Source organism: Streptomyces sp. NPDC001153 (assembly GCF_053598315.1).
Window position 1 is genome coordinate 16,617 of record NZ_JBSFJZ010000036.1, and the last position, 21,031, is coordinate 37,647.

Consider the following 21,031-nt stretch of genomic DNA (forward strand, 5'->3'; position numbering starts at 1 on the left):
CGGACTCGCCGTTCGATCCGTGGTGTCCGCTGACCATGTGGTCGGCCGTAACCCAGATGGGTGACGTGTACGGCAACGGTCGCCACACCTACCGCCGGCGACAAGGAGCCGCAGAGCATGGGTGGAGAGCAAAAGACACTCGTCATGCTGGCCGGAGCCGCGCTGGCAGCTGGACTCACCAGCCCCGCTTTCGGGTCCGGCGCCGCTCACTCGCCGTCCCCGGCCACCGCGGCCACGAGGTCAGGGACCTCGGTCGTGGAATGGAACCGCGAGCTCATCACCATCCTGGGCGATCCGAAGGCGCAGCCGGCCACCGTCCAGCCCACGCGCAGCTTCGCGCTCCTTCAGGCTGCCGAGTACGACGCGGTGGTGTCGATCACCCGGTCCGGCCCCGCCTACGTGTTCTCGGTTTCGGCACCGCGAGGCGCTCGTCCCGATGCCGCGGCGGACCAGGCAGCCCACGATGTGCTGGTCGCCCTGTACCCGGCCGAACACGCAGGCGTGGACCAGCGGCTGAGCAGCCAGTTGTCCGCGGTTCCGGACGGCCCGGACAAGCAGGCGGGTATGACGGTGGGAGCCACTGTCGCCCGCCGGCTGATCAGCCTGCGGTCCCACGACGGGTCCTCGGCGAAGCCGCCTCGCTTTCGTCCCGGCGACAAGGCCGGTGACTACCGGCCCACCCCTCCGGACTTCCCAACACCGGTGTTCACCAACTGGGGCTCGGTCAAGCCGTTCGTGCTGACGAGCGGACGCCAGTTCCGCCCGGCACCGCCACCGGCCGTGAGCAGCGCCGAATACGCCACCGCCCTGAACGAGGTCAAGAACCTGGGGAGCAAGTCCAGTAGCACCCGCGCCCCCGATCAGACGGCAGCCGCGAAGTTCTGGGCGGCGGCGCCCGTCTGGAACGTCTGGAATGAGATCGCGCAGAACCTCGTCACTTCCCAGAACGCGAGCCTGGACCGGGCGGTGAAGGTCTTCGCCCGGCTCGACCTCTCCCTCGCCGACACCACGATCGCGCTGTACGACGCCAAGTACGCCTACCGCGTATGGCGGCCCGTCAGCGCCATACGGCTCGGCGGTACGCACTACAACCCGCACATCGTCGGCGATCCCCACTGGACCCCCTTGGTGACGACCGCCCCGGACCCGTCGTATCCCAGCGCCCACGCCGCCCTCAGCCAAGCGGCGGCAACGACGCTCACCAGGCTCTACGGCGCGCGGCATCGTCTCGCGGTGACGTCGAAAGGCACCACCCGAACCTATGCCGGCTTCCAGGACGCGGCCACCGAAGCGTGGCTCAGCCGGATCTGGTCCGGCCAGCACACTTCGATCGACAACCGCGCGGGCCGACAACTCGGCTTCCAGGTGGCCGACTTCGTGGCAGGTCACCTCTGACCGTCCGCACCGGGCGACATCGATGCGCAGCACGGCGGCGGCCGGAGGCCGGCGGCAGCGGGAGCCCCGGCACCGTTGGCAGGGCCACGCTGCACATGGGAACTCCTGTCCGGTCCGAATCAGTCAGGGCGGGACGCGGAGAAGGGAGCGCAGCCGTGGCCATCTCTCGTCGTGACGTCCTCAGGCTGTGTGGCGTGTCCGCGCTGGCCGGAGTCGGTACCGGCGGGGTCGCCGACCGCTACTCGCGGGCAGCGACGAGCGCTGCCGTTCCTCCGGAGAAGGCGGACTACACCCTGCGGATCGCGACCGGTCAAGTCGAGCTCGCGCCGGGCACGATCGTGTCGACCACGACGTACAACGGCCAGTTCCCGGGGCCGCTGCTGCGGTTCACCGAAGGCCGCCCGGTCGTGGTCGACGTGCACAACGACACCGGCACCCCCGAACTGCTGCACTGGCACGGCCAGCGGGTTCCCGCCGACGTCGACGGGGCCGCCGAGGAGGGCACTCCGTACATCCCCGCCCACGGGATGCGGCGCCTGTCGTTCACCCCCGGACCGGCCGGTTTCCGCTTCTACCACACCCATGTGGCAGCGCTCGGTGACCTGACCCGGGGCACGTACTCCGGACAGGCCGGCCCCGTCCACATCGAGCCGAAGGCCGACCCCGGCGCCTACGACCAGGAGGTGTTCCTGACGCTGAAGGAGTTCCAGCCCTCCCTCAGCCACGGCGGGGACATCCCGCAGACCTTCCTGGCCGGTTCCCCGGTGCCCGCGCTGAAACGCAAGGGCGAGCAGGCCATGGCCGACTCCCTGGCCCGGGGCATGCCGCGCGGTTACGAGGTCGGCTACCGCGCCTTCGCCGTCAACGGCCGCAAACTCGGCCACGGCACTCCGGTCAGGGTCAGGACCGGACAGCGCGTGCTGTTCCACGTCCTCAACGCCAGCGCCACCGAGATCCGCAGCCTCGCCCTGCCCGGCCACACCTTCAAGGTCGTCGCGCTCGACGGCAACCCGGTACCCCGCCAGGCCGACGTACCAGTGCTGTGGATCGGCACCGCCGAACGCGTCTCGGCCGTCGTGGAAATGAACCACCCGGGTGTCTGGGTGCTCGGAGACACCTCGGACGACGACCGGAACGCCGGCATGGGCACGGTCGTGGAGTACGCCGGCCGCAGCGGCACTCCGCGGTGGAACGCGCCACCCTCATTCACTTGGGACTACCGCACTTTCGCCGACCCCGGCTCCACGAATCAGCGACCCGACCACACGATCGACCTGCTGGTGGAGAAGCGCAACGCCGCCGAGAGGGGATTCAACATCTGGCCCCTCAACGGCGTCCCCTTCTCACTGGACACCGACAGGCCGGTGCTGGACGTCGAGCGCGGCAAGCGGTACCGGATGCGGCTGCGCAACGCCTCCGACGACATCCACCCCGTCCACCTGCACCGCCACACCTTCGAGGTCACCCACATCGCCGGCACCCCCACCCGCGGCCTGCGCAAGGACGTCGTCATGCTCGGCGGCTACCAGACCGTTGCCCTTGACTTCACCGCCGACCAGCCGGGACTGTCCCTGTTCCACTGCCACCAGCAGCTCCACATGGACTACGGCTTCATGATCCTGCTGCGCTGCTCCTGACCATCCCAGGCCGCTGGCCACCCGCCAGAGAGTCAAGGTGCGCACCGGCACGCCGAGTGCTCCGGCCACCGGATCGAGGACGGCGTGCACGACCGGCATGAACCGTCGGAGCAGGACCACCTTGGCGTACCCGTAACGGTCCAGGAATACTTCCGCTTGGCCCGCCCCCGCTCGAAGGCGGTGGATGCGCACTCCAGGGAGAGCGACGCGGCGGAGCGCACGACGACCCGGCTGGCACCACCAAGGTGTCGCCGGGCAGTAAGAAGCCGCCGCTTTGGCCGCCGTTACCGGCCCGCGTCACCCTGCTGCCGACCGGACCGGGACAGCGGCTTCCCGCTGAATCCGGCGACGATCGGGAACCCTCTACGGCAGACCCCTACCGCTGGTAAGGGCCACTCACTGAGCGACGTCCAGTTCCGTGTACATCCCGGCCGCGTAGTGACCCGGGACATTGCACAGCAACTCATAGCGACCCGGTCGCAGCGTGACCGTGGTCCAGGCAGCCGCACCAGAGGCGATGCCGTCTCCAGCGCCACTGCCACAGGTGCGGGACGCCTCGCCAAGGCTGCCGGCTTCCGATACCCGGCCGTCGGAGCCGATGGCACGTTGTCCTGCGGCCTGCCCCGCCGGCAGCGGCAACACGATCGCCTCGTGCGTGAGGGTCCCCGCATTGATGACGCGCACTGTGACCTTTCCTGCCGGAACGGTCGAGGGGTGGGCTACCAGACGCATCATGCTCATGCCGTACCAACCTGGGTGGCCGTTGTTCGGCGCGGGCCAGTTCGGGCCCCGCATCATGCGTCCCGTGTCCCACACGGTCACGTCGACCGCACTGCCTGTCGCGGCCGGCGCGGCGCATCGCGCGCCCTGCGCTCGCCAGGACGCCGGTCCCGCCCTGTGAAAGGCGCCGGACGCAGCCATCAGACTTGTCGTGGCGACACCCAGCACCAGGGCCGCCGCGGCGATGGCGATCGCCGCCCAGACCTCTCGGCGGCTATGCGGATTCATCGGTGCTCCCGAAGCAGCGCGAGCCGGCGTTTGTAGTCGTCCTCGTCGATCTCCCCGCGCGCAAACCGCTCGGCGAGGAGGCTCTCGGCCCGTCGCTCCTGCCAGTCGCCAGCGCCAGGCGGTGGGGGCGAGCCCGGCTGCTGATGACGGGCACCGGCGAGGTAGCGCACGAGTGCGACGAGGCCAACGATCAGGACGGCCCACCATGGTCACTCCTGCCGGTGGCGGGCCCGGCGGAACCTGTCCAGGCCCTCGGACAGGTCCACGATCGGGTCGGGGTAGTCGAGCGCGGCGCGGTCCGCTCCGGACAGCTTCCACGGCTCGTGCACTGCGGGCGCGTCGATATTCCTCAGTTCGGGCACCCAGCGGTGGACGTAGGTGCCGTCGGGGTCGTACCGCTTGGCCTGGACGACGGGGTTGAGGACCCGGTTGGGCCGGGTGTCGGTCCCGGTACCAGCCACCCACTGCCAGTTGAGCTGGTTGTTGGCGATGTCACCGTCGACCAGCCAGTGCAGGAAGTGGGCGGCGCCGATGCGCCAGTCGACGTAGAGCGTCTTGGTCAGGAAGCTCGCGGTCAGCAGGCGGGCCCGGTTGTGCATCCAGCCCTCGTGGCGCAGTTGCCGCATCGCGGCGTCGATCACCGGGTAGCCGGTACGGCCTTCCCGCCACGCCTCGATGTCGGCCTTCGCCGTGCGCTCGGTGCGCCAACGGTCGCCTTTGGTGCGGTAGTCGGCACGGGCGGCGCCCGGGCGGGCGGCGAGCACCTGACGGTGGAAGTCGCGCCAGGCGAGCTGCCGAACCAGCGCCTCGGCGCCCCGTCCGCCGCGGCGACGGGCCCGGTGCACCAGTTCTACTGGGGAAAGGGTACCGAAATGCAGATGCGCGGAGAGCCGGGAGGTGGCGTCTGCGGCCAGGTCATCCCGGGTGTCGTCGTAGGCGTCCAGGCCGTGCCGCCAGTAGGCGGTCACCCGCTTGCGGCCCTCGGTCTCTCCGCCGGGCTGCAGGGCGGGCGAGACCCCGGTGACCTCGCTGCGGGCGGGCACCGGCTCGCCCTTCACCTGGTCGGGCACGTGCACGTGGCGCGGGGCGGCCACAGCCGTGCGCAGGCGGGCCTGTGCCCACTGCCGGTAGTACGGAGTGAAGACGGCGAAGTGGTCCGACAAGGAGGGGGTCACCTCGCCGGGCGGCACGGCCACGGTGACCGCGTCCTGGACGAACAGGCGGCGGCCGCCGGACTCCAGGGCCCGCCGGAGCCGGTGCTCCCGCCGGGTGGCGAAGGCGCTGTGCGCCGCCGCCATGTACACCTCGTCGGCGTCCGCCTCCCGCACCGTACGGCACACCTCCTCCACTAGGTCGCCGGAGCGCACCACGAGGCGTCCGCCGCGCTCACGCAGGGAGGCGTCCAGGTCGGCCAGGCAGTCGGCCAGGAAGGCGCTGCGGTTCGGCGTGGCGAACCCGGCAGCTTCGACGGCCAGGTCGCGCACGAAGAGCGGGACGACCGCGTCGGCGGACTTCAGCGCCGCGTGCAGCGGCGGGTGGTCGTGCAGGCGCAGGTCGGAGGTGAACAGGACGACCGAGACGCGCATGGGCTTCAATTTCTCTCCACTGTCCTCCGGCGGCGCGGCGCTCCCGGAAGCGGCGCGGCCGGCCGTGAGGGGCTCATCTGTGCGGGGCATGATCGTGCTGGGCACGGGCGGCGGCGCGGACGATGTTACGGGCCATGCCTCCGAAGACGACCGCGTGGAAGGGCGAGACGCTCCACCAGTACAGGTGACCCAGCAGTCCACGGGGGTGGAACAGCGCCCGCTGCCGGTATCGGACAGATCCGCCGCCGTTGCCGTCCACGCGCATCTCCAGCCAGGCCAGACCCGGCAGCCGCATCTCGGCGCGCAGCCGCAGCAGCCGGCCGTACTCGATCTCCTCCACCCGCCAGAAGTCCAGCGAGTCGCCCACCCGCAGCCGCCGGGCGTCCCGTCGGCCCCGGCGCAGGCCGACGCCGCCGACAAGGCGGTCGAGCCAGCCGCGCACGACCCAGGCCAGTGGAAAGGAGTACCAGCCGTTCTCACCGCCGATGCCCTCGATGACCTGCCACAGCGCCTCCGGCGCCACATCCGTCTCGCGTTCGCGGATGTCGGCGTACAGGCTGCCGCCTGCCCAGTCCGGGTCGGTCGGCAGCGGGTCGCTGGGGGTGCCCGGCACGGAAGCCGAGGACCAGCGCGTGGCGACCTGGGCCTCCCGAACGCGCTGCAACGCAAGGGCCACTGCCTGGTCGAACCCGAGCGGATGGCCGGGCGGACTGGGCAGGTACCGGTCGATGTCCCGCTCCCGGCAGACCACTTCGTGGCGCAGGGACTCCGTGAGCGGGCGGGCGATCGAGGCAGGCACCGGGGTCACCAGGCCGACCCACTGACTCGACAGACCAGGTGTCAGCACGGGCACGGGCACGATGAGCCGCCGGGGCAGCCCTGCGACGGCGGCGTACCGCTGGATCATCTCCCGGTAGGTGAGCACCTCCGGGCCGCCAATGTCAAAGGCGCGGCTGACGTCGGCGGGCAGACGGGAGCAGCCCACCAGGACGCGCAGGACGTCCCGCACAGCGATGGGCTGGATACGGGTGTACACCCAGCGCGGGGTGACCATCATCGGCAGCCGCTCGGTGAGATAGCGCAGCATCTCGAAACTGGCCGAGCCGGAACCGATGATGACGGCGGCGCGCAGGACGGCGGTCGGCACACCCGAGTCGAGCAGGATGCGGCCCACCTCGGCGCGGGAACGCAGGTGGGGGGAGAGATGCGACTCGGCGACCCCTTCGGGGGTCAGCCCGCCGAGGTAGACGAGGCGGCGGACGCCGGCCCGGCGGGCCTGCTCGCCGAAGACGCGGGCCGCTTCACGGTCGGTCTGTTCGAAGTCGCGGCCGGTGCCGAGCGCGTGCACCAGGTAGTAGGCCACGTCCACGCCGTCCATCGCCCGTGCCACCGACGCGGCGTCGAGGACGTCGCCCTGGACGACCTCCGCCCGGGCGGCCCACGGATGGTCGCGCAGCTTGCGCGGCGTGCGCGCCAGGCAGCGTACCCGGTACCCGGCGTCCAGCAGCTCAGGCACGAGCCGACCGCCGATATAGCCGCTCGCGCCGGTAACCAGACAGGTCGGCGCCTCGTGAGCCGTCGCCCCGTCCCCGGTCGTCGTCCTGGTCGCCTCGTCCGCCACGGGTACCGTCCCTGTACTCGCTCGTGCGCCGGTGCACCGCATCGCGCTCTCCTGAACTTCTACAGTGCTGGCCGCCCGGCCGGATGCGCCTCGTGCGCACGGTGATCGGGTGACGTCCGCAGCCATCAGCGCCACCGGGGAAAGGACCGCCCTGCACGACCGGACCGGCCCATGCATCACGCCGCACCCGGCCGGCACGCTGATCACATGGCGTCCGACCTCAGTACGCCGCACGCGCGCTGCGCACCCCGCTCACGCCGCAGCCCGCCGCCTGGCGTGGGGCCGGCTCCTCCCACGGCCCGGTCCGGGCACTGCTGGCCGTGCCGACCGGCGCGTCTGCGAGGAGATCGCCGCGCGTCACTGGCCGCGCGCGGAACAGGTGGTGCCCCGGCTGAGGCGCAGCGCCGACCACGGGCTCTGTGGTTCGGTGTCGCGACCGGTATGGCCACGTTCGGCGGGCGGACGCGGTGGCAGGCCGCCGTCCGCGCCGTCGCGTCGCCAGCCGTGGCCTCGGCCACCGTGAACACCCTGGCCAAACGGTCCGCGGGGCGCACCCGCCCGCCGCTGGATGGTGTACCGGCGGTGCGGCACCTCCCCCGCCTGCCGTTCACCACATCGTTTCTGCCCTACTACCAGGACGTGTACGACCACGTCCTCAGGGCCACCGGGTGGACCGAATCCCTGCGGCATGGTCACATCCATCATGGAGACCAACCTGACGGTTCAGGGCAACCGCATGAACCTGATCATGAAGAAGGTGACCAGTTGGGCCTCGATTGTGGCCGTACCCACGGCCGTCACCGGTTTCTACGGCCAGAACGTCCCGTATCCGGGCGTCAACAGCCATGCAGGATTCCTCACTTCCACCGGTGTCATAGTCATCGCGTCCGTGCTGCTCTACTGAGCCTCCTTCAAGCGCAAGGACTGGATCTGAGCTCTTGCCGCAGCGAGGGCCCTGCCCGTTCCGGCGCCTTACCCGCCCCGCCGACTTCCGCCACCCGGCGCACCGATGGCGTGCCCTGCCCGAACCAGGGGCAACCGGATAGCGAAGGGACAGGCCGGACCGGGGGCGGCCCGGCGATGACGGCACCGAGGAGGTCGTGGCGATGCAGTGGTGGGGCTTGATGGTCCTCCTGATCGCGCTGGCGGGTCTGCTCACAGCGGCGACGCTGGCAGTCCAGGCCAAACGCCGCGGGGGAACGGTGATCGCGGTGCGCTCGGCCCGCTATCCCCGCCGGGAGGGACCGCGGTGATCACCCTCATTCTCGCGTCGGAACTGACCAAGCGGGTGGTCGTGACGCTGAGCGGCGACGCCGTCGCCCAAGTCCGGGACACCGTGTTCGACGCGCGGGCGGGCCGGATCAGCGGCTTCACCTTGAGCGGGCGCGGTCTGCTCGCCGGCCCGCTCAAGAAGAGCCTGCCGTTTTCCGGGGTGCACGCCATCGGACCGTCCGCCGTGATGATCCCCAGCGAGGCCGTCGTGGAGGAGTCGGACGTGGTCGTGGGCGCCGGCGAAGCCGACCGCGGCCAGGTCATCGGCGCACCTGTTCTCACGGATCACGGAACCGCGATGGGCACAGTGCTGGACGTCGTGATAGAGACCGGCACGAGCGGACGAGTCATCGGCTTCGAGATGGCCAGCAACGAGAATCCGGACCACCGCAAACGGAAGGCGTTCGTCCCGCGCGGCGAGACACTGGCCGTCTCCGGGCGGGCCCTGGTCGTCCCGGCGCACGCCCGCCGCTTCATCGCCGACGACCTGCCCAGCTTCGGCGCCCAGGTCGAGGCGTTCCGCGCGCACACGGCGCAGCCGTACACCGACCCGACCGTCAGCGCGGAAGGGAGCCGACCATGATGCTCTTCACACAGGCCAAGGGCCTTCCCGTGATCACCGCCGAAGAAGCCGAGTCCCTGGGACGGGTGGAGAGCCTGACCATCGACGTCCGCACCGGGAACATCGCTTGCCTGCGGCTGTCCGGTGCATCCGGACACGCCCGGGTCATCGTCTGGGACGCGGTCGAAGGGATGGGACGGGATGCCGTGATCGTTCGTTCCCGTGCCGCCGCCGACCCGAGTCGGCGCGCGCTCCCCGACCATCAAGAGGCCCTCGGGCACCGCGTCCTGACGGAACACGGCGCCACGCACGGCACGGTCAAGGACATCGCCTTCGACGACACGACCGGAGCCGTACTGACGCTGTACACGGCGCTTGGCGACATCTCCGGAGACCGTCTCATCGGTCTCGGCTCCTACGCCGTGGTGGTGTGTGACGAGCCCGTCCCGCAGGAGTGACCGGGGCCATCGCTGCGCCGGACAATGGCGAGCCCGGCCTGCCGGAAGGCCAAGGCGCTGGCCGAGTAGCCCACCCGGCCACGCCCGGCAGGCCGGGGAAGACGTCGAGGGCCAAGGGTGTGCAAAGCCGTCGATCGCCACTCCTGATCGACGGCTTTGCCTCATCGACGGCTTTGCCAGCAGGCTCTCGGAGATCCGGCGGGAACGAGGTGTCGGTGTGGACCGCCTGTCCGGCCGGTCCCGGCCGTTATTCCGTGCTGAGCATGCCTTCGCGCAGGCGTGCCAGGAGCCGCTTGATCAGACGGGAGACGTGCATCTGGGAGATGCCGAGGCGTTCGCCGATCTGTGCCTGGGTCTGTTCCTCGACGAAGCGCCAGTGGATGATCTTGCGGTCGCGTTCGTCGAGTTCCGCGATCAGCGGTACGAGGGCATGGAAGTCCTCGACCAGTTGCAGGGCCTCGTCCTCGTCGCCGATGAAGTTCGCCAGCGCGGCCTCGCCGTCCTCGCTGCTGTTGATCGCCGCGTCCAAGGAGGCCGACTTGTAGCCGTTGGCGGCCAGTTGAGCCTCGACGACCTCGTCCTCCGGAAGGCTCATCAGCTCAGAGAGCTCTTTGTTCGTCGGCGTCCGCCCCAGTCGGGTGCGCAGCTCCTCGTTGGCCCGAGCCAGTTGGGAGCGGGCTTCCTGGAGCCGTCGCGGCACGTGCACGGCCCAGGAGGTGTCACGGAAGAACCGCTTGATCTCCCCCACGATGTACGGGACGGCGAAGGAGGTGAACTCCACTTCCCGGGACAGCTCGAACCGGTCGATCGCCTTGATCAGCCCGATCATGCCGACCTGGACGATGTCCTCCATCTCCTCCGGCCCCCGGCTGCGGAACCGGCCGGCCGCGTAGCGGACGAGGGACATGTTCATCTCGATCAGCGTGTTGCGCGCGTAGCTGTACTCGGGCGTGCCCTCCTCCAGCACGGCCAACTGACCGAAGAACAGTTTCGACAGCTCCCGCGCGTTCTTCGGCGCGACCTTGGACGGGTCCGCGATCTCCGGAACGTCCACCGTCTGCTCGGCAGTCCGTGTGATCGTCGTCGGCGTCATGCGCCCCTCCCGGTCGTTGGGTCTCGTCCTCGCCGGCACATCGTCCGGCAGCACCCGCCTACCCCAGCCGCCGATCAGCACTCCTCGAACCTCCGTCAGTACGGGCCACGGCAGTTGTCCACGTCAGACGGTGAAACGGTCCGGATCGGCGGCCTTCCAGTCGGTCGCCCACGAAGGTGGTGGTTCGGCGAGCAACTGCCCCGGTTCCAGCCACTCCGACATCTCCTCGTACGAGCGCTCGGTGAAGGGGTCGACGCGTCGACGGAGCATGTGAGGACGCAGGTCCGCGGCCTTGCCGGAGAACTCGGCCGCGTCGAAACCGGCGTCCTGCGTGCATCAGCCGAAGTACCCGGTGCCTATCTCCCACACGAGCTCGCCGCCCGGACGCAGGCGGAACTCCGACAGGCCGCCCTCACCGGTGTCCTGCGCGAAACCCCCTGCCGCCGCACCACCGAATGTCGACGCTGCACCGGACACCCACCGCCCACACGAAGGCGAGCGGGAGCGCCGCGAACCACCAGGAGGGCGAGATCCAACCGCCGCGGCCGAAGCCGACAGAGCGGTCACCAGAGTCAGTACGACGACTCCAACGCGTGTCACACCCGGCGCATTGCCCGGATGGCGGTCGCCATGCGCTCTGAAGTCTGGATCCGCCCCCGGCCCTGAGGGCGCCGCCGCTCCGTCCGTCGCCTACTGTCTCTCTCACCACAGCAGCCGGATGTCCGCGCCAGCCGCTTACGACCGGGGCCCCCGGTTCCGAGGACGTAAAGCCATGGGTCCTACCATGAAGCGACGCCCAGGCGGCCCACTTCGATCGGGGTCGGCCGGGAAACGGCTTGCTGCCCCTGCCGTCGGGTACACAGCGAATTGATGAGGGTGACCTCAGGAGCGTCCGATACCCAGTGAAAGCGATGTGTTCGTGACCCGTCTCGACGGCTCTGGCGATGACCGTGTGGAGGGGCCGGGCGCTGGCCCGGACGCCGTCGCGCTGGAGATCGCGGACGCCGTGGAGAGTCTCACGAACCTGTGGTCGCTGGCCGCTCAGGAAGCGCCCCTGCGCCTGTCCCTGCACCAGCTCCGCGCTCTGCGGACGCTGGAGGCGGCACCTGAGCTGAACCTCACCGCTCTGGCCGAGCGGCTGCACATAGGGCTGCCCACGGCCAGCCGGCTGTGTGACCGGCTGGAAGCGGCGGGAATGCTGGAACGCGCACTGCACCCGCGGAATCGCCGTGAGGTACGGCTGAGCCTCACCGCGCAGGGACGACGGGTGCTGGACGACGTGGCGTCGCGCCGGACCCAGGCACTGACGGCTGCGCTGACGGCCTTGCAACCGGCGGAGCGGTCGGCCCTGCGTCGGGGGCTGAAGGCTTTACTCGCCGCTCAGAGAAAGGTATCGCCCGCTCCGGACGATGCGCCTGGCGAGCGGTGACGGGGCTGGTCCAGGAATTCTGGACCAGCCCTGCCGACGGCCCTGCGGGACCTCCGGTCCGCTGATTCCGTCGCGGTCTCGTGCGGCGGGCTCCGCGGGCCGCGCACAGGACCTGGCGCGGTGGGCGCCCGCCGCCGAGGTCCCCGGTCGCCGAGCGGAGGCCGCGGGCGCCGGCTCCCAGGCGGCCGCCAGGCTTCATGTGAGCAGACCGCTCGTACAGGGTCTCTTCGACCATCGCCAGGAGCGGGGCGGCCCGGAGTCGGGCCCTCCGCGGACGGGAACGGTGCAGGGTCATCCCGGGACCGGCATCGGCCGCATGCCGGTCCGTGTCTCCTGTCAGGGGCTCCGGAGCGGAGCGGTGCGGCACAGAAGGACGCACACGTCGTCGTCGCGCTCCGACTCATGGACAAGGGGTTTGAGGAGGGACTCCGCGCTCGCGTCGAGGTCTTCGAGGTCGGGTTCGTCCAATGCTGCCAGGGTCCGGGCGAGCAACTCGATCCCGGCATCGATGCCTTGGGCACGCCGCTCGACCAGGCCGTCGGTGTAGAGCACCAGCGTGGAGCCCGGTTCGATCTCGGTCGTACGGTCCTCGTACTCGAAGGGGATCGGGACGCCCAGCATGACCCCGGGCCTGTCGTCCAGGACGCGCACGGCGCCGCCGGGAGCACGGACCACGGCCGGCGGGTGGCCGGCGGCGGCCCACGTCACCTGGGGATCGTCCGGTCTGAAGCGCGCGATCGTGGCAGTGGCGTAGAGGTTGGGCTGCTGGTGGCACAGCATGCGGTGCAGCCGTGTGAGGATCCGGGCGGGGCTGGTCTCGTCGATCGCGTACGCCCTCAGGGCCGTGCGCAGCTGGCCCATGATGACGGCGGCGTGCAGTCCGTGCCCGGTCACGTCTCCTATGACGGTCAGCAGGCTGCCGTCGGGCTGGAAGAAGGCGTCGTACCAGTCACCGCCGATGTTGAGGCCGCGGGTGGCGGGCAGGTACCGGGCGGCCAGGTGCAGGCCGTCCGCGGAGGGCAGGTCGGTGAGCTGGGCGCGCTGGAGTTCCTCGGCGGTGTCCCGGTGCTGTTCGTAGCGCAGGGCGTTGTCCAGGGCGATGGCCACACGGCGGGCCAGTTCGCGCAGCATGACGCTGGTGTCGGCGTCGAAGCGGTCGCCGGGTGCCGTGAGCGTCAGGACACCCAGGGATCGCCGCACGGTGAGGGGGATGCACAGCAGAGGCCGGTCCGGCGACAGGGCGGAGGGCGGGCGGTCGTCGATGCCGGGCAGGTCGCCAGGGTGCGGTCCGGCGTGCTGCGGGCGGTCGGTGCGGGCGGCGGCCACCGCGGCGGCGGAGTGGAGGTCGTTTCCGGCTGTCTTCTCGTCTTCGTCGAAGAGCCACACGTCGACCTGGCTCGCGTACTCCGGAACGAGGAGGTCGGGCAGGCGGCGCACGATGTCCCGGTGATCGAGCGACGCGGTGACGACCGCGCTGGCGTTGGCGAGGAAGGTCAGCAGGCGTCGTGCCTTCTCCGCCTCGCCGCGCGCGGCCCGTTCCGCGTCAAGCAGTTCCTGTTGGGTCAGCGCGGCGGCGTCCAGTTCGGCGTGCAGGGCCAGCACGCCCTGGTTGGTCTGGTGCAGTTCCTCACGGTGGAGCTGGAGCAGCTTCTCCGACTCGTCCAGCTTCTGCAGAACCGCCGCGGTCTCCTCGTCCGCTGCCAGCAGGGCTTCGGCGGACGCGGTCGCGGTGGCGTCGGGGTGCGCCGGGCAAGGCGGGTCCTGTGTCAGGGGACCGGGGCAAGAGAGGGCCAGGCGCCACGGCGAGGCCTGTCCCGGGGACGGCGTGGCCGGTTGTACGGCAGCCTGTACGCGTACGGGCTTGTCCGGGGCTGATTGCCGGACGGTGAGGGTGAGTTCGGCGCCGCCTTGGCCGAGAGACTTCCGCAACTGTGCGGTGAGGGCGGTGAGGAAGCGCGCCCGTCCGATATCGGGCGCGCCCAGGGAGGCCGTGAGGTGTGCCGCGAAGCTCCGAGCTCGGGCGGCCTCAGTGGGTGTGGTGATCTTCCGGATGTCAGGCGGGATCATGGCGTCGGTCCACGGGGTCGGAGGCCAGGACGGCCACGCTGGTGTCGTCGCGCACTGGGTTGGCGGCACTGCTGGCATCACGCAGGATGGTCGCCGCGACCACTGCCGGTTCATGGGCGAGGAGACCGGGATCGTTCGGCGGTATCCATCGGCTGGGCAGACCGTCGCTGTGCAGGACGAGCAGGTCACCGGGCCGCCAGGGCCGGCGGCGTACGGGCACGGACGCCGGGAACTGGGCGCCGACGATGCCCGGGTGGGAGACCAGGTGGTCCCATGAGTCGCCGGCGTGCAGGCGGGCTCCGATGTTGCCGACGCCGGCGAAGGCCAGTTCTCCGGTGTCCGTGTCGACTTGTGCCACCGCGACTGCCGCGCCGCGGGTGGCCCGAAGGGCCGGGTGCATGTGGCGCAGGATCTCCTCCGGTGGCAGGTGGGCCGAGCGGTGCAGCTCGTCGGCGGCGGCACTGGACGCGTGCGCCGCGTGCGCGCCGTGGCCGAGGCCGTCGGCGAGGATCAGGGTGAGGCGGCTGCCCGCGCGGGCGCAGCTCCAGGCGTCTCCCGAGTGCTCGGCGTGGCCGAGGGGGACGTTGATCCCTCCCGCTCTCGGGCCCTGCCGGTTCCCTTCCCGACGCGTTGCCGGCTCCTGGTCGAAGCGGGCGACCGCGACGGTGCCACGGGAGGTGCTGTACAGGTCGAAATCGCTGGCTATGCGCATGCACGTACCCAGGCCGGCGCCGAGTGACGCCTCGCTGGTCGAGTACCCGTCGCGCAGGGCCGCGGTGATGTCGGGGATGCCCGGGCCGTAGTCGATGGCTGCCACCTGCACGGCGGGGGCGCGGGTGGCTCCAGGCCGGTCGACGAGGTCGATCAGGACCCGACCGCCGCTGGCGTGCTTGACCAGGTTGGTGGCCAGTTCAGTGGCGACCAGGGCCGCGACCGCGGTGCGGTGCGGGTCGAGACGGGCCTGGGCGCTGGCCGCCTCGACCGCCACCCGGACGTCCCGTACGCGGGTGGAGTCGTGCACCGGAATGTCCCAGACGCGTCCCATCACGCCCCCGGCCGTGCCGCGGGTACGCCTGTGGTCCAGGCGATGACCGTGACAGTCGTGCCCCGGCCCGGCTCGGTGTCGATCTCGAACTCGTCGACGAGGCGCTTGGCACCGCTGAGCCCGAGCCCCAGGCCGCCGCCACTGGTGTACCCGTCGGTCATGGCAAGCCCGACGTCGCGGATGCCCGGACCGCTGTCGGCGAAGGTCAGCCGCAGCCCCCGGCTCACGCCTCGGTTCAGTGGCGTGATCTCCACGTGTCCGCCGCCGCCGTGGACCAGGGTGTTGCGGGCCAGTTCGCTTGCGGCCGTGACCAGCTTCGTCTGCTGCACCAGTCCGAAGCCGAGGTCGGCCGCGCTCTGGCGTACGTGCTGGCGCACCCACGCGAGGTCCGCGTCCGAGCGGATCGGCAGGCTTGTCTCGACGGCGGGGTCGGAAGCCGGCATCACGTCGCCCTCTCGCGTGTGTCCGAGGCGCCCGGCGTGGACGTTCCAGCAAGGATTTCCAGGGCGCGGTCGACGTCGAGCGCGGTGGTCAGTCCGGGCAGGGTGAGGCCCAGCTCGACCAAGGTGATCGCCACGGCCGGCCGCATGCCGGCGACGACCGTGCGGGCCGCCAGCAGACTGGCGCTGACCGCGATCTCGGCGAGGATCCGGCCAAGGAAGGAGTCGACGACCTCCACACCGGAGATGTCGATGATCACGCCAGTCGCCCCGCTGCCGGCGATTCGGTGACTGATGTCCTGCTGGAGTTGCTCGGCCATGCCGTCGTGCAGCTCACCCTGAAGGCTGACCAGCAGGGTGTCCCCCAGCGCCAGGACCGGCACTACGGTCGCGTGGCCCGGGAACGGAGCGGTCACCGCATGCTCGCACGGGGAGAGACCTCGATGCCCAGCCGGCTGAGGGCGTAGGCGAGGGCGTCGGCGAGTGAGGCGCGGGTGAGAACGGAACTGAGATCGATGCCAAGTTGCACGATGGTCTGTGCGATGGCCGGCCGGATGCCGGAGACGATGCACTCGGCGCCCATCAGCCGCGCCGCGGCCACCGTCTTCATCAGGTGCTGCGCGACGAGCGAGTCGACCGTGGGCACACCGGTGATGTCCAGGATGGCGTAGCGGGCCCGCTGGTCCACGATGCCCTCCAGCAGGGACTCCATGACGACCTGACTGCGAGCGCTGTCCAGCGTGCCGATCAGCGGTACGGCGACGACGCCCTCCCACAGGCTGATGACCGGCGTGGCCACTTCGAGCAGCTGCTGCCGCTGCCGTGCGATGAGCTCCTCGCCCGAACTCAGCGCCGTCTGCATCACCACCAGCCGCAGGGTGCCCATCAGGGCCGTCAACGCCAGCAGGCCCTCGGCCGCCTCGGGCGTTGAGGGGTCGGAGTACTCGCCCCGCAGCAACTCGGCCGCCGGGGCCCGCAGGGCGGCCACCTCGTCCGCGATCCGGGCCGGACTCCATCCCGCCCGGGTCTGACTACCGGACATGCGTCCCAACTGGTCGCGCACGCCGTCGAAACCGGACGAGGTGATGTCCTCCAGGCGTCCGGACAAGGCTACGTCGGACAGCGCGTCCACCACTGCCTTGCACGCATCCACCGCTTCTTCGCGCGATACGGTGAACACCGTCCGGAAGAGCGGCGCATCGGCCCAGCGCTGAGCGATCTGCTCTCGGCGGCGCTTCAGGAAAATCCCCAGCCGGCGCGCCGTCGACTCGACCGCCTCCTGCTCCGACACCTTCATCGCCTCCTCCTGTACAGGGCCGTCGATCGACCACGCCTGAGACTGGATTATTGCCTCATGGCAAACGTTAGCGTCGACGGTCTGGTGCGAACAACACGGGATCGGCACACATCAAAGTGCCCGGCCGGCGATCCTGCCCGGGGTCAGGTGCCGTGCCAGTCGAGGCAGACGACGAGCGCGTCGTCGTCGGGCACACAACGACCGCGGTGGCCGGTCAACTCCCGCAGGATGGCGCGCGGGACATCGGCGGCCGGCAGCAGCCGAGTGGCCTGGATCGCCCGCGCAAGGGCGACATCGCCGTACGCCTCACCCTTGGGGTCGGCAACCGCGTACACCCCGTCGCTGACGAACACGAGCCGGTCACCGGGCTGGACTTGGAACTCCTGAGCCACGTAGTCGGTCTCCTCGAACATGCCCAACGGAAGCTGCGCCTCGAAGGTGACGTGTTCCACCGCGCCGCCGCGCAGCCGCAGCATCTGCGGCGAGCCGGCGTCCACCACCTCGGCGCGGCCCGTCGCGAGGTCGAAGTCGAACATCAGCACCGACAGGTAGCCGCGGCCCCGGTAGTGGGCGTACACCGCCTGGTCCGCCAGGGCGGCCTGGTCGTCGATGGCGAGCCCGGCGCGGCGGGCGTTGCGCAGGGCGTTGATGGCCAGGTTCGTCAGCAGGGAGGCTTCTATCCCCTCCCCCATGCCGTTGGTGACGTACAGCATCAGGCGGTCGGCCGTGGCGGACCAGTCGAAGTTGTCACCGAAGATCGCGTACGCCGGCTCCAACTGCCCCGCCAGTTCGTACTCGCGGCGGGAGCAGGAGCGTCCGGGCAGCAGCTGCCACTGCATCTCGGCGGCCAGGGTGAGCCGGTCCTTGCGCCGCGCCTGCACGTAGATGTCGGTGTCCCGCTCCGCGACGAGCAGCTCGTGGCCGACCACCTCAGCGATGTCGGAGAGTTCACCGAGCAGTTCCCGGACCCCGCCCCTGTGCGCGAGAGTCACGGACAGCACTCCCAGCCGGTCCCCGCGCACGCTGACCGGCAGGTGCACCCGCACGCGGCCGCCGGAAGCGGATTCGACGACCGGTTCCTGGGCACCGAAAGCACGGCCCGCCACACTGTTGTGCACGGACACCGGCTCCCCGGTGTGGGGCACCGACACAGGCTGAAGCACCGTCAGCCCGTAGTCGGCCATCAGCAGGTCGACGGACTCCGCGCCGTACTGCTCGACCAGCACGCGACGGACGGCGTCGAGCAACTCGTGGGATGCCGCTGTGCGCAGAGCCCGCTCAGCGGTCACGTATCTGTTCACGGTGGTAAACACACCAATCCTTCGGTGGACACGTACCGGCCTCGCTCGCGAGGAGGCCGCTCGGTAGCCGCGCCACGCCGTTCAAACCATCTGTTGCCGTTGCGGGTGCCTAGTACGCTGGCGACCGTCCCAGTGCCTGCGAGAGTGTGACAGTGACCGCATTCCGTCCCCGCCCGGAACCCGTCGAGGTCGCCCGAGTGACCGCGACGGCCGGAGAGTTGCTGGAAGTCCTGTGGGGCCGGGCCACCACCGCGCCGGCGTCGGCGTCGCAGATGCGGGTGCTGTTGACCCTGGAGCACCAGGACGGTATCAACCTGCGCGCCCTGTGTGACGCGCTCTCCTCCGCGCCCCCCGCGACCAGTCGGCTCTGTGACCGGCTGGTCGCGGCCGGCTTCGTCGAGCGCGTGATCGGCAAGGCCGACCGGCGCGAGGTCCGGCTGCACCTCAGCAAGCGGGGCCGCGCCTTCCTCGACGAACTGCGCACGCGCAGGGAGCAGGAGCTGCAGACGGTGCTGAGGCTCATGCCCGTCGGCAAACGAGCGGCGCTGCTGGAGGGGTTGGAGGCGTTCTGCGACGCGGCGACACTGCAGATGGACGACAAAGACGCGCGGACCGGCGACCGCACGGCCTGAACGCCGGGTCGCGCCACCGGGCCTCCCGACCCTCCTGGGCGTCGATGGGTGGTGCGCGGAGCGGTTGCCGTCCGCCGGAACATTCCACATCCCTCCTCGTGCGGTACGGCACGGCTGGTTGGTCGGTCTTCGGTCATTGTTCCCGCATGGCAACGAACGTCTTGGGGGCTTTCACGGCTTCGGATACCCCGAGACCGCCGTCGATCGACCTGCGGACTCACCTGTAAGTGGAACGCGTCTGATCCCGGCCCTGCCGGGTAAGCGGACAAAAGCACCCATTGAGATCGGAGGTGAGTGATGGTGCCCTCCTTCACGGAGGATGTGCACCGGCCCGCCAGGAGTCCTCGAACAGCCGAGGACGCACGCGGTATCACGCGGATCTTCCTGTCCGTCCTGGAGCCCGACGACTCCGCTCAGGCGGAGGCGATACTCCTCGCGGTGTCGGAACTCGTCACGAACGCCATCCGGCACGCCGGCGGAGTGACCGGCTTCGGACTGCGGGCGGACGAGGAAACCGTGACCGTACGGGTGGCGGACGCCAGCCCCACGCCTCCTCACCGGCGCAACACTCCGCTGTGGGAGCCCGGCGGATTCGGCTGGCCGCTGGTCCTGGAACTGGCGCAAGAGGTACGAGTCAGCACACACAGGTCCGGCAAGACGGTAGAGGCCGTGCTCGCGCTGGCCCACTGAACCCGGCTCTCCACACCGCAGGAGGCCGGTGCCAACTCCGCCGCCCTCCAGATCTGCAGCGCCCTCTCCGACGTCGTGCTGCTCGCCGCGACCGGCGCGGCCTTCGCCTCCCTCGGCGACGGCCGACTCCGGTTCCCAGCCGACAGCCTTCCTTCGCCCCACGGGGCCGCACCCATGAACCCCCCTCCGGCCGGCCTCAGGGCGACCGGATACAGTGCGCGAGACGGGAGCCCGGTCAGGGAGGGGAAGCGTGACCGCCACCGGCAGCGCCAGGCCCGCCGAGGGTGAAGCGCAAGCACCGCAGCAGGGCCGACTGCACCGCCTGATGCGCTACATCCCCATGATCGCCCCCGTCCTGCTGTGGGCCGTGCCCTGCTGGGTGCTCCTGTACACCGGCCAGCACTGGCCGCTGCCCGTCACTATGTTCGGCACCGCCCTGTTCGTCCTCGGCCTGATCGGTATGCCGCTCGCGATGGTGAGCGGCCACGGCCGGCGCCAGCTCGCCTGGGGCTACGCCGAGGCCCGCCGCGTGCCGCGCGTGCGCCGCCACGACGTGCAACTCCCTTGGCTGGGTGCCGGGTTGGCCGGTATCCGCGTCGTTCTCATCGCCGACACCCACTACGGTCCCCTCGATCGTGCTCGCTGGTCGGCGCGGGTGTGCTAGGCGGTGAACGCTCTGGAAGCCGACCTGGTCTGCGACACCGGCGACATCGGGGACGGCACGGCCGAACGCCGCCGCGCCAGGCCGTCCCACGGCCGAGGGCTGGGTCGACCTGATGGACGAGCTGGGCTGGGAGCCGCTGCGCAACCGCCATCTGCTGCTCGAACGCGGAGGCGACACCCTCGTCGTCGCCGGCGTGGACGACGTCACCGCCGAGTCCTCCGGCCTGGCAGGCCACCGCGCCCACCTCGCCGGAGCCCTGGACGGCGCCGACCCCGACCTGCCCGTCCTGCTCCTGGCACACCAGCCCAAGTTCATCGACCGGGCGGCAACCGCCGGCATCGACCTCCAACTCTCCGGCCACACCCACGGCGGCCAGATCTGGCCCTTCCACCACCTCGTCCGCATCGACCAGCCCGCCCTCGCCGGCCTCAGCCACCACGGCACCCGCACCCTCCTCTACACCAGCCGCGGCACCGGCTTCTGGGGCCCACCCTTCCGCGTCTTCGCCCCCAGCGAGACCACCCCCGGTGCCGGTGAGGCAGCCGTCGACGAGGTCAGGGCGAAGCTGGATGTGGCGCAGACCTCGGCGGAGGGTGCGTTCCGAGGTGCTCGTCGTCGGTGAAGGCGGTGTTGGCCAGTGGAACGCGCCGTAACAGCGACGAGACACTCTCGACCGGATTCAAGTCCAGTACGTGTGACGGAAGTTGGCAGCCAGTCGTGTGCGGCAGCGTACCCACGCATCCCGGCAGCCCGGCGCGTGTTGAGAGGGTGGTACGCGAGCTGATGCCCGTTTTGCTATTTCGGTTGGGTGCAGATCCCTTCAGGGAACTGCAC

The 21,031-nt window shown here is 70.6% G+C and carries 20 protein-coding genes and 3 pseudogenes; 10 read left to right on the plus strand and 13 right to left on the minus strand.

Annotated features, from left to right (window positions below; genetic code table 11):
• Positions 1 to 117: 117 nt before the first annotated feature.
• Positions 118 to 1,395, plus strand: coding sequence for a vanadium-dependent haloperoxidase (locus ACWDEN_RS33635; RefSeq protein WP_450861620.1), 1,278 nt, complete (start codon positions 118 to 120; stop codon positions 1,393 to 1,395).
• A gap of 155 nt (positions 1,396 to 1,550) precedes the next feature.
• Positions 1,551 to 3,032: a multicopper oxidase family protein gene (locus ACWDEN_RS33640; protein WP_450861621.1), complete on the plus strand. Its 1,482-nt coding sequence runs from the start codon at positions 1,551 to 1,553 to the stop codon at positions 3,030 to 3,032.
• Between the two features lie 396 nt (positions 3,033 to 3,428).
• Here the strand turns inward: ACWDEN_RS33640 and ACWDEN_RS33645 are convergent, their stop codons facing one another.
• The 3 genes from ACWDEN_RS33645 to ACWDEN_RS33655 form a co-directional block, all read right to left on the minus strand.
• Entirely contained in the window at positions 3,429 to 4,040 is a 612-nt protein-coding gene (locus tag ACWDEN_RS33645; protein WP_450861623.1) for a sulfocyanin-like copper-binding protein, read from the minus strand.
• A 209-nt stretch (positions 4,041 to 4,249) separates the two neighbouring features.
• Entirely contained in the window at positions 4,250 to 5,626 is a 1,377-nt protein-coding gene (locus tag ACWDEN_RS33650; protein ID WP_351605371.1) for a cryptochrome/photolyase family protein, read from the minus strand.
• Between the two features lie 73 nt (positions 5,627 to 5,699).
• Complete coding sequence (locus tag ACWDEN_RS33655) at positions 5,700 to 7,247, minus strand: SDR family oxidoreductase (RefSeq protein WP_450861625.1); 1,548 nt, start codon at positions 7,245 to 7,247, stop codon at positions 5,700 to 5,702.
• Positions 7,248 to 7,935: 688 nt separating this feature from the next.
• On the opposite strand from ACWDEN_RS33655, the gene ACWDEN_RS33660 reads away from it, so the two are divergent.
• From ACWDEN_RS33660 to ACWDEN_RS33675, 4 genes are all read left to right on the plus strand, one after another.
• Positions 7,936 to 8,151 (plus strand): CorA family divalent cation transporter, encoded by a 216-nt coding sequence (locus tag ACWDEN_RS33660; protein WP_351605373.1) that lies wholly within the window; start codon positions 7,936 to 7,938, stop codon positions 8,149 to 8,151.
• A 202-nt stretch (positions 8,152 to 8,353) separates the two neighbouring features.
• Complete coding sequence (locus tag ACWDEN_RS33665; protein ID WP_450861628.1) at positions 8,354 to 8,500, plus strand: hypothetical protein; 147 nt, start codon at positions 8,354 to 8,356, stop codon at positions 8,498 to 8,500.
• Positions 8,497 to 9,102: a PRC-barrel domain-containing protein gene (locus tag ACWDEN_RS33670; RefSeq protein ID WP_450861630.1), complete on the plus strand. Its 606-nt coding sequence runs from the start codon at positions 8,497 to 8,499 to the stop codon at positions 9,100 to 9,102. The genes ACWDEN_RS33665 and ACWDEN_RS33670 overlap by 4 nt, the downstream gene beginning before the upstream one ends.
• Positions 9,099 to 9,539 carry a PRC-barrel domain-containing protein gene (locus ACWDEN_RS33675; RefSeq protein WP_450861632.1) on the plus strand — a complete coding sequence of 147 codons (441 nt, stop codon included), beginning with the start codon at positions 9,099 to 9,101 and terminating at the stop codon, positions 9,537 to 9,539. The genes ACWDEN_RS33670 and ACWDEN_RS33675 overlap by 4 nt, the downstream gene beginning before the upstream one ends.
• 247 nt (positions 9,540 to 9,786) lie before the next feature.
• On the opposite strand, the gene ACWDEN_RS33680 is transcribed toward ACWDEN_RS33675, so the two are convergent.
• From ACWDEN_RS33680 to ACWDEN_RS33690, 3 genes and pseudogenes are all read right to left on the minus strand, one after another.
• Entirely contained in the window at positions 9,787 to 10,632 is an 846-nt protein-coding gene (locus tag ACWDEN_RS33680) for an RNA polymerase sigma factor SigF (protein WP_351605381.1), read from the minus strand.
• A gap of 123 nt (positions 10,633 to 10,755) precedes the next feature.
• Positions 10,756 to 10,902 carry a hypothetical protein gene (locus ACWDEN_RS33685; RefSeq protein ID WP_450861731.1) on the minus strand — a complete coding sequence of 49 codons (147 nt, stop codon included), beginning with the start codon at positions 10,900 to 10,902 and terminating at the stop codon, positions 10,756 to 10,758.
• A gap of 6 nt (positions 10,903 to 10,908) precedes the next feature.
• Positions 10,909 to 11,082: pseudogene (locus tag ACWDEN_RS33690) on the minus strand (FMN-binding glutamate synthase family protein); the annotation flags it as partial.
• A 469-nt stretch (positions 11,083 to 11,551) separates the two neighbouring features.
• Between ACWDEN_RS33690 and ACWDEN_RS33695 the strand changes: the two are divergent.
• Positions 11,552 to 12,061, plus strand: a complete 510-nt coding sequence (locus ACWDEN_RS33695; protein WP_450861634.1) for a MarR family winged helix-turn-helix transcriptional regulator — start codon at positions 11,552 to 11,554, stop codon at positions 12,059 to 12,061.
• A gap of 336 nt (positions 12,062 to 12,397) precedes the next feature.
• Here ACWDEN_RS33695 and ACWDEN_RS33700 read toward each other — a convergent pair whose 3' ends face one another.
• From ACWDEN_RS33700 to ACWDEN_RS33725, 6 genes are all read right to left on the minus strand, one after another.
• Positions 12,398 to 14,128 (minus strand): SpoIIE family protein phosphatase, encoded by a 1,731-nt coding sequence (locus ACWDEN_RS33700; protein WP_450861636.1) that lies wholly within the window; start codon positions 14,126 to 14,128, stop codon positions 12,398 to 12,400.
• Positions 14,115 to 15,173 (minus strand): SpoIIE family protein phosphatase, encoded by a 1,059-nt coding sequence (locus ACWDEN_RS33705; RefSeq protein WP_450861638.1) that lies wholly within the window; start codon positions 15,171 to 15,173, stop codon positions 14,115 to 14,117. The genes ACWDEN_RS33700 and ACWDEN_RS33705 overlap by 14 nt, the downstream gene beginning before the upstream one ends.
• Positions 15,173 to 15,616 (minus strand): anti-sigma regulatory factor, encoded by a 444-nt coding sequence (locus tag ACWDEN_RS33710; RefSeq protein WP_351605392.1) that lies wholly within the window; start codon positions 15,614 to 15,616, stop codon positions 15,173 to 15,175. The genes ACWDEN_RS33705 and ACWDEN_RS33710 overlap by 1 nt, the downstream gene beginning before the upstream one ends.
• Positions 15,616 to 16,029, minus strand: coding sequence for an STAS domain-containing protein (locus ACWDEN_RS33715; protein WP_351605394.1), 414 nt, complete (start codon positions 16,027 to 16,029; stop codon positions 15,616 to 15,618). Before ACWDEN_RS33715 ends, ACWDEN_RS33710 begins: the two co-directional genes overlap by 1 nt.
• Positions 16,026 to 16,910 carry an STAS domain-containing protein gene (locus ACWDEN_RS33720; RefSeq protein ID WP_351605397.1) on the minus strand — a complete coding sequence of 295 codons (885 nt, stop codon included), beginning with the start codon at positions 16,908 to 16,910 and terminating at the stop codon, positions 16,026 to 16,028. The genes ACWDEN_RS33715 and ACWDEN_RS33720 overlap by 4 nt, the downstream gene beginning before the upstream one ends.
• Positions 16,911 to 17,053: 143 nt before the next feature.
• Positions 17,054 to 18,199, minus strand: a complete 1,146-nt coding sequence (locus ACWDEN_RS33725) for a PP2C family protein-serine/threonine phosphatase (protein ID WP_450861641.1) — start codon at positions 18,197 to 18,199, stop codon at positions 17,054 to 17,056.
• Between the two features lie 158 nt (positions 18,200 to 18,357).
• Here ACWDEN_RS33725 and ACWDEN_RS33730 point away from each other — a divergent pair, with 158 nt between their 5' ends.
• From ACWDEN_RS33730 to ACWDEN_RS33740, 3 genes and pseudogenes are all read left to right on the plus strand, one after another.
• On the plus strand, positions 18,358 to 18,843 hold the full coding sequence (locus ACWDEN_RS33730) for a MarR family winged helix-turn-helix transcriptional regulator (RefSeq protein ID WP_351605403.1): 486 nt from the start codon (positions 18,358 to 18,360) through the stop codon (positions 18,841 to 18,843).
• 297 nt (positions 18,844 to 19,140) lie between these two features.
• On the plus strand, positions 19,141 to 19,533 hold the full coding sequence (locus ACWDEN_RS33735) for an ATP-binding protein (protein WP_351605405.1): 393 nt from the start codon (positions 19,141 to 19,143) through the stop codon (positions 19,531 to 19,533).
• A 250-nt stretch (positions 19,534 to 19,783) separates the two neighbouring features.
• Positions 19,784 to 20,720, plus strand: a pseudogene (locus tag ACWDEN_RS33740) (metallophosphoesterase); the annotation flags it as partial.
• Here ACWDEN_RS33740 and ACWDEN_RS33745 read toward each other — a convergent pair.
• A pseudogene (locus ACWDEN_RS33745) lies at positions 20,721 to 20,962 on the minus strand (IS630 family transposase); the annotation flags it as partial.
• Positions 20,963 to 21,031 lie beyond the last annotated feature (69 nt).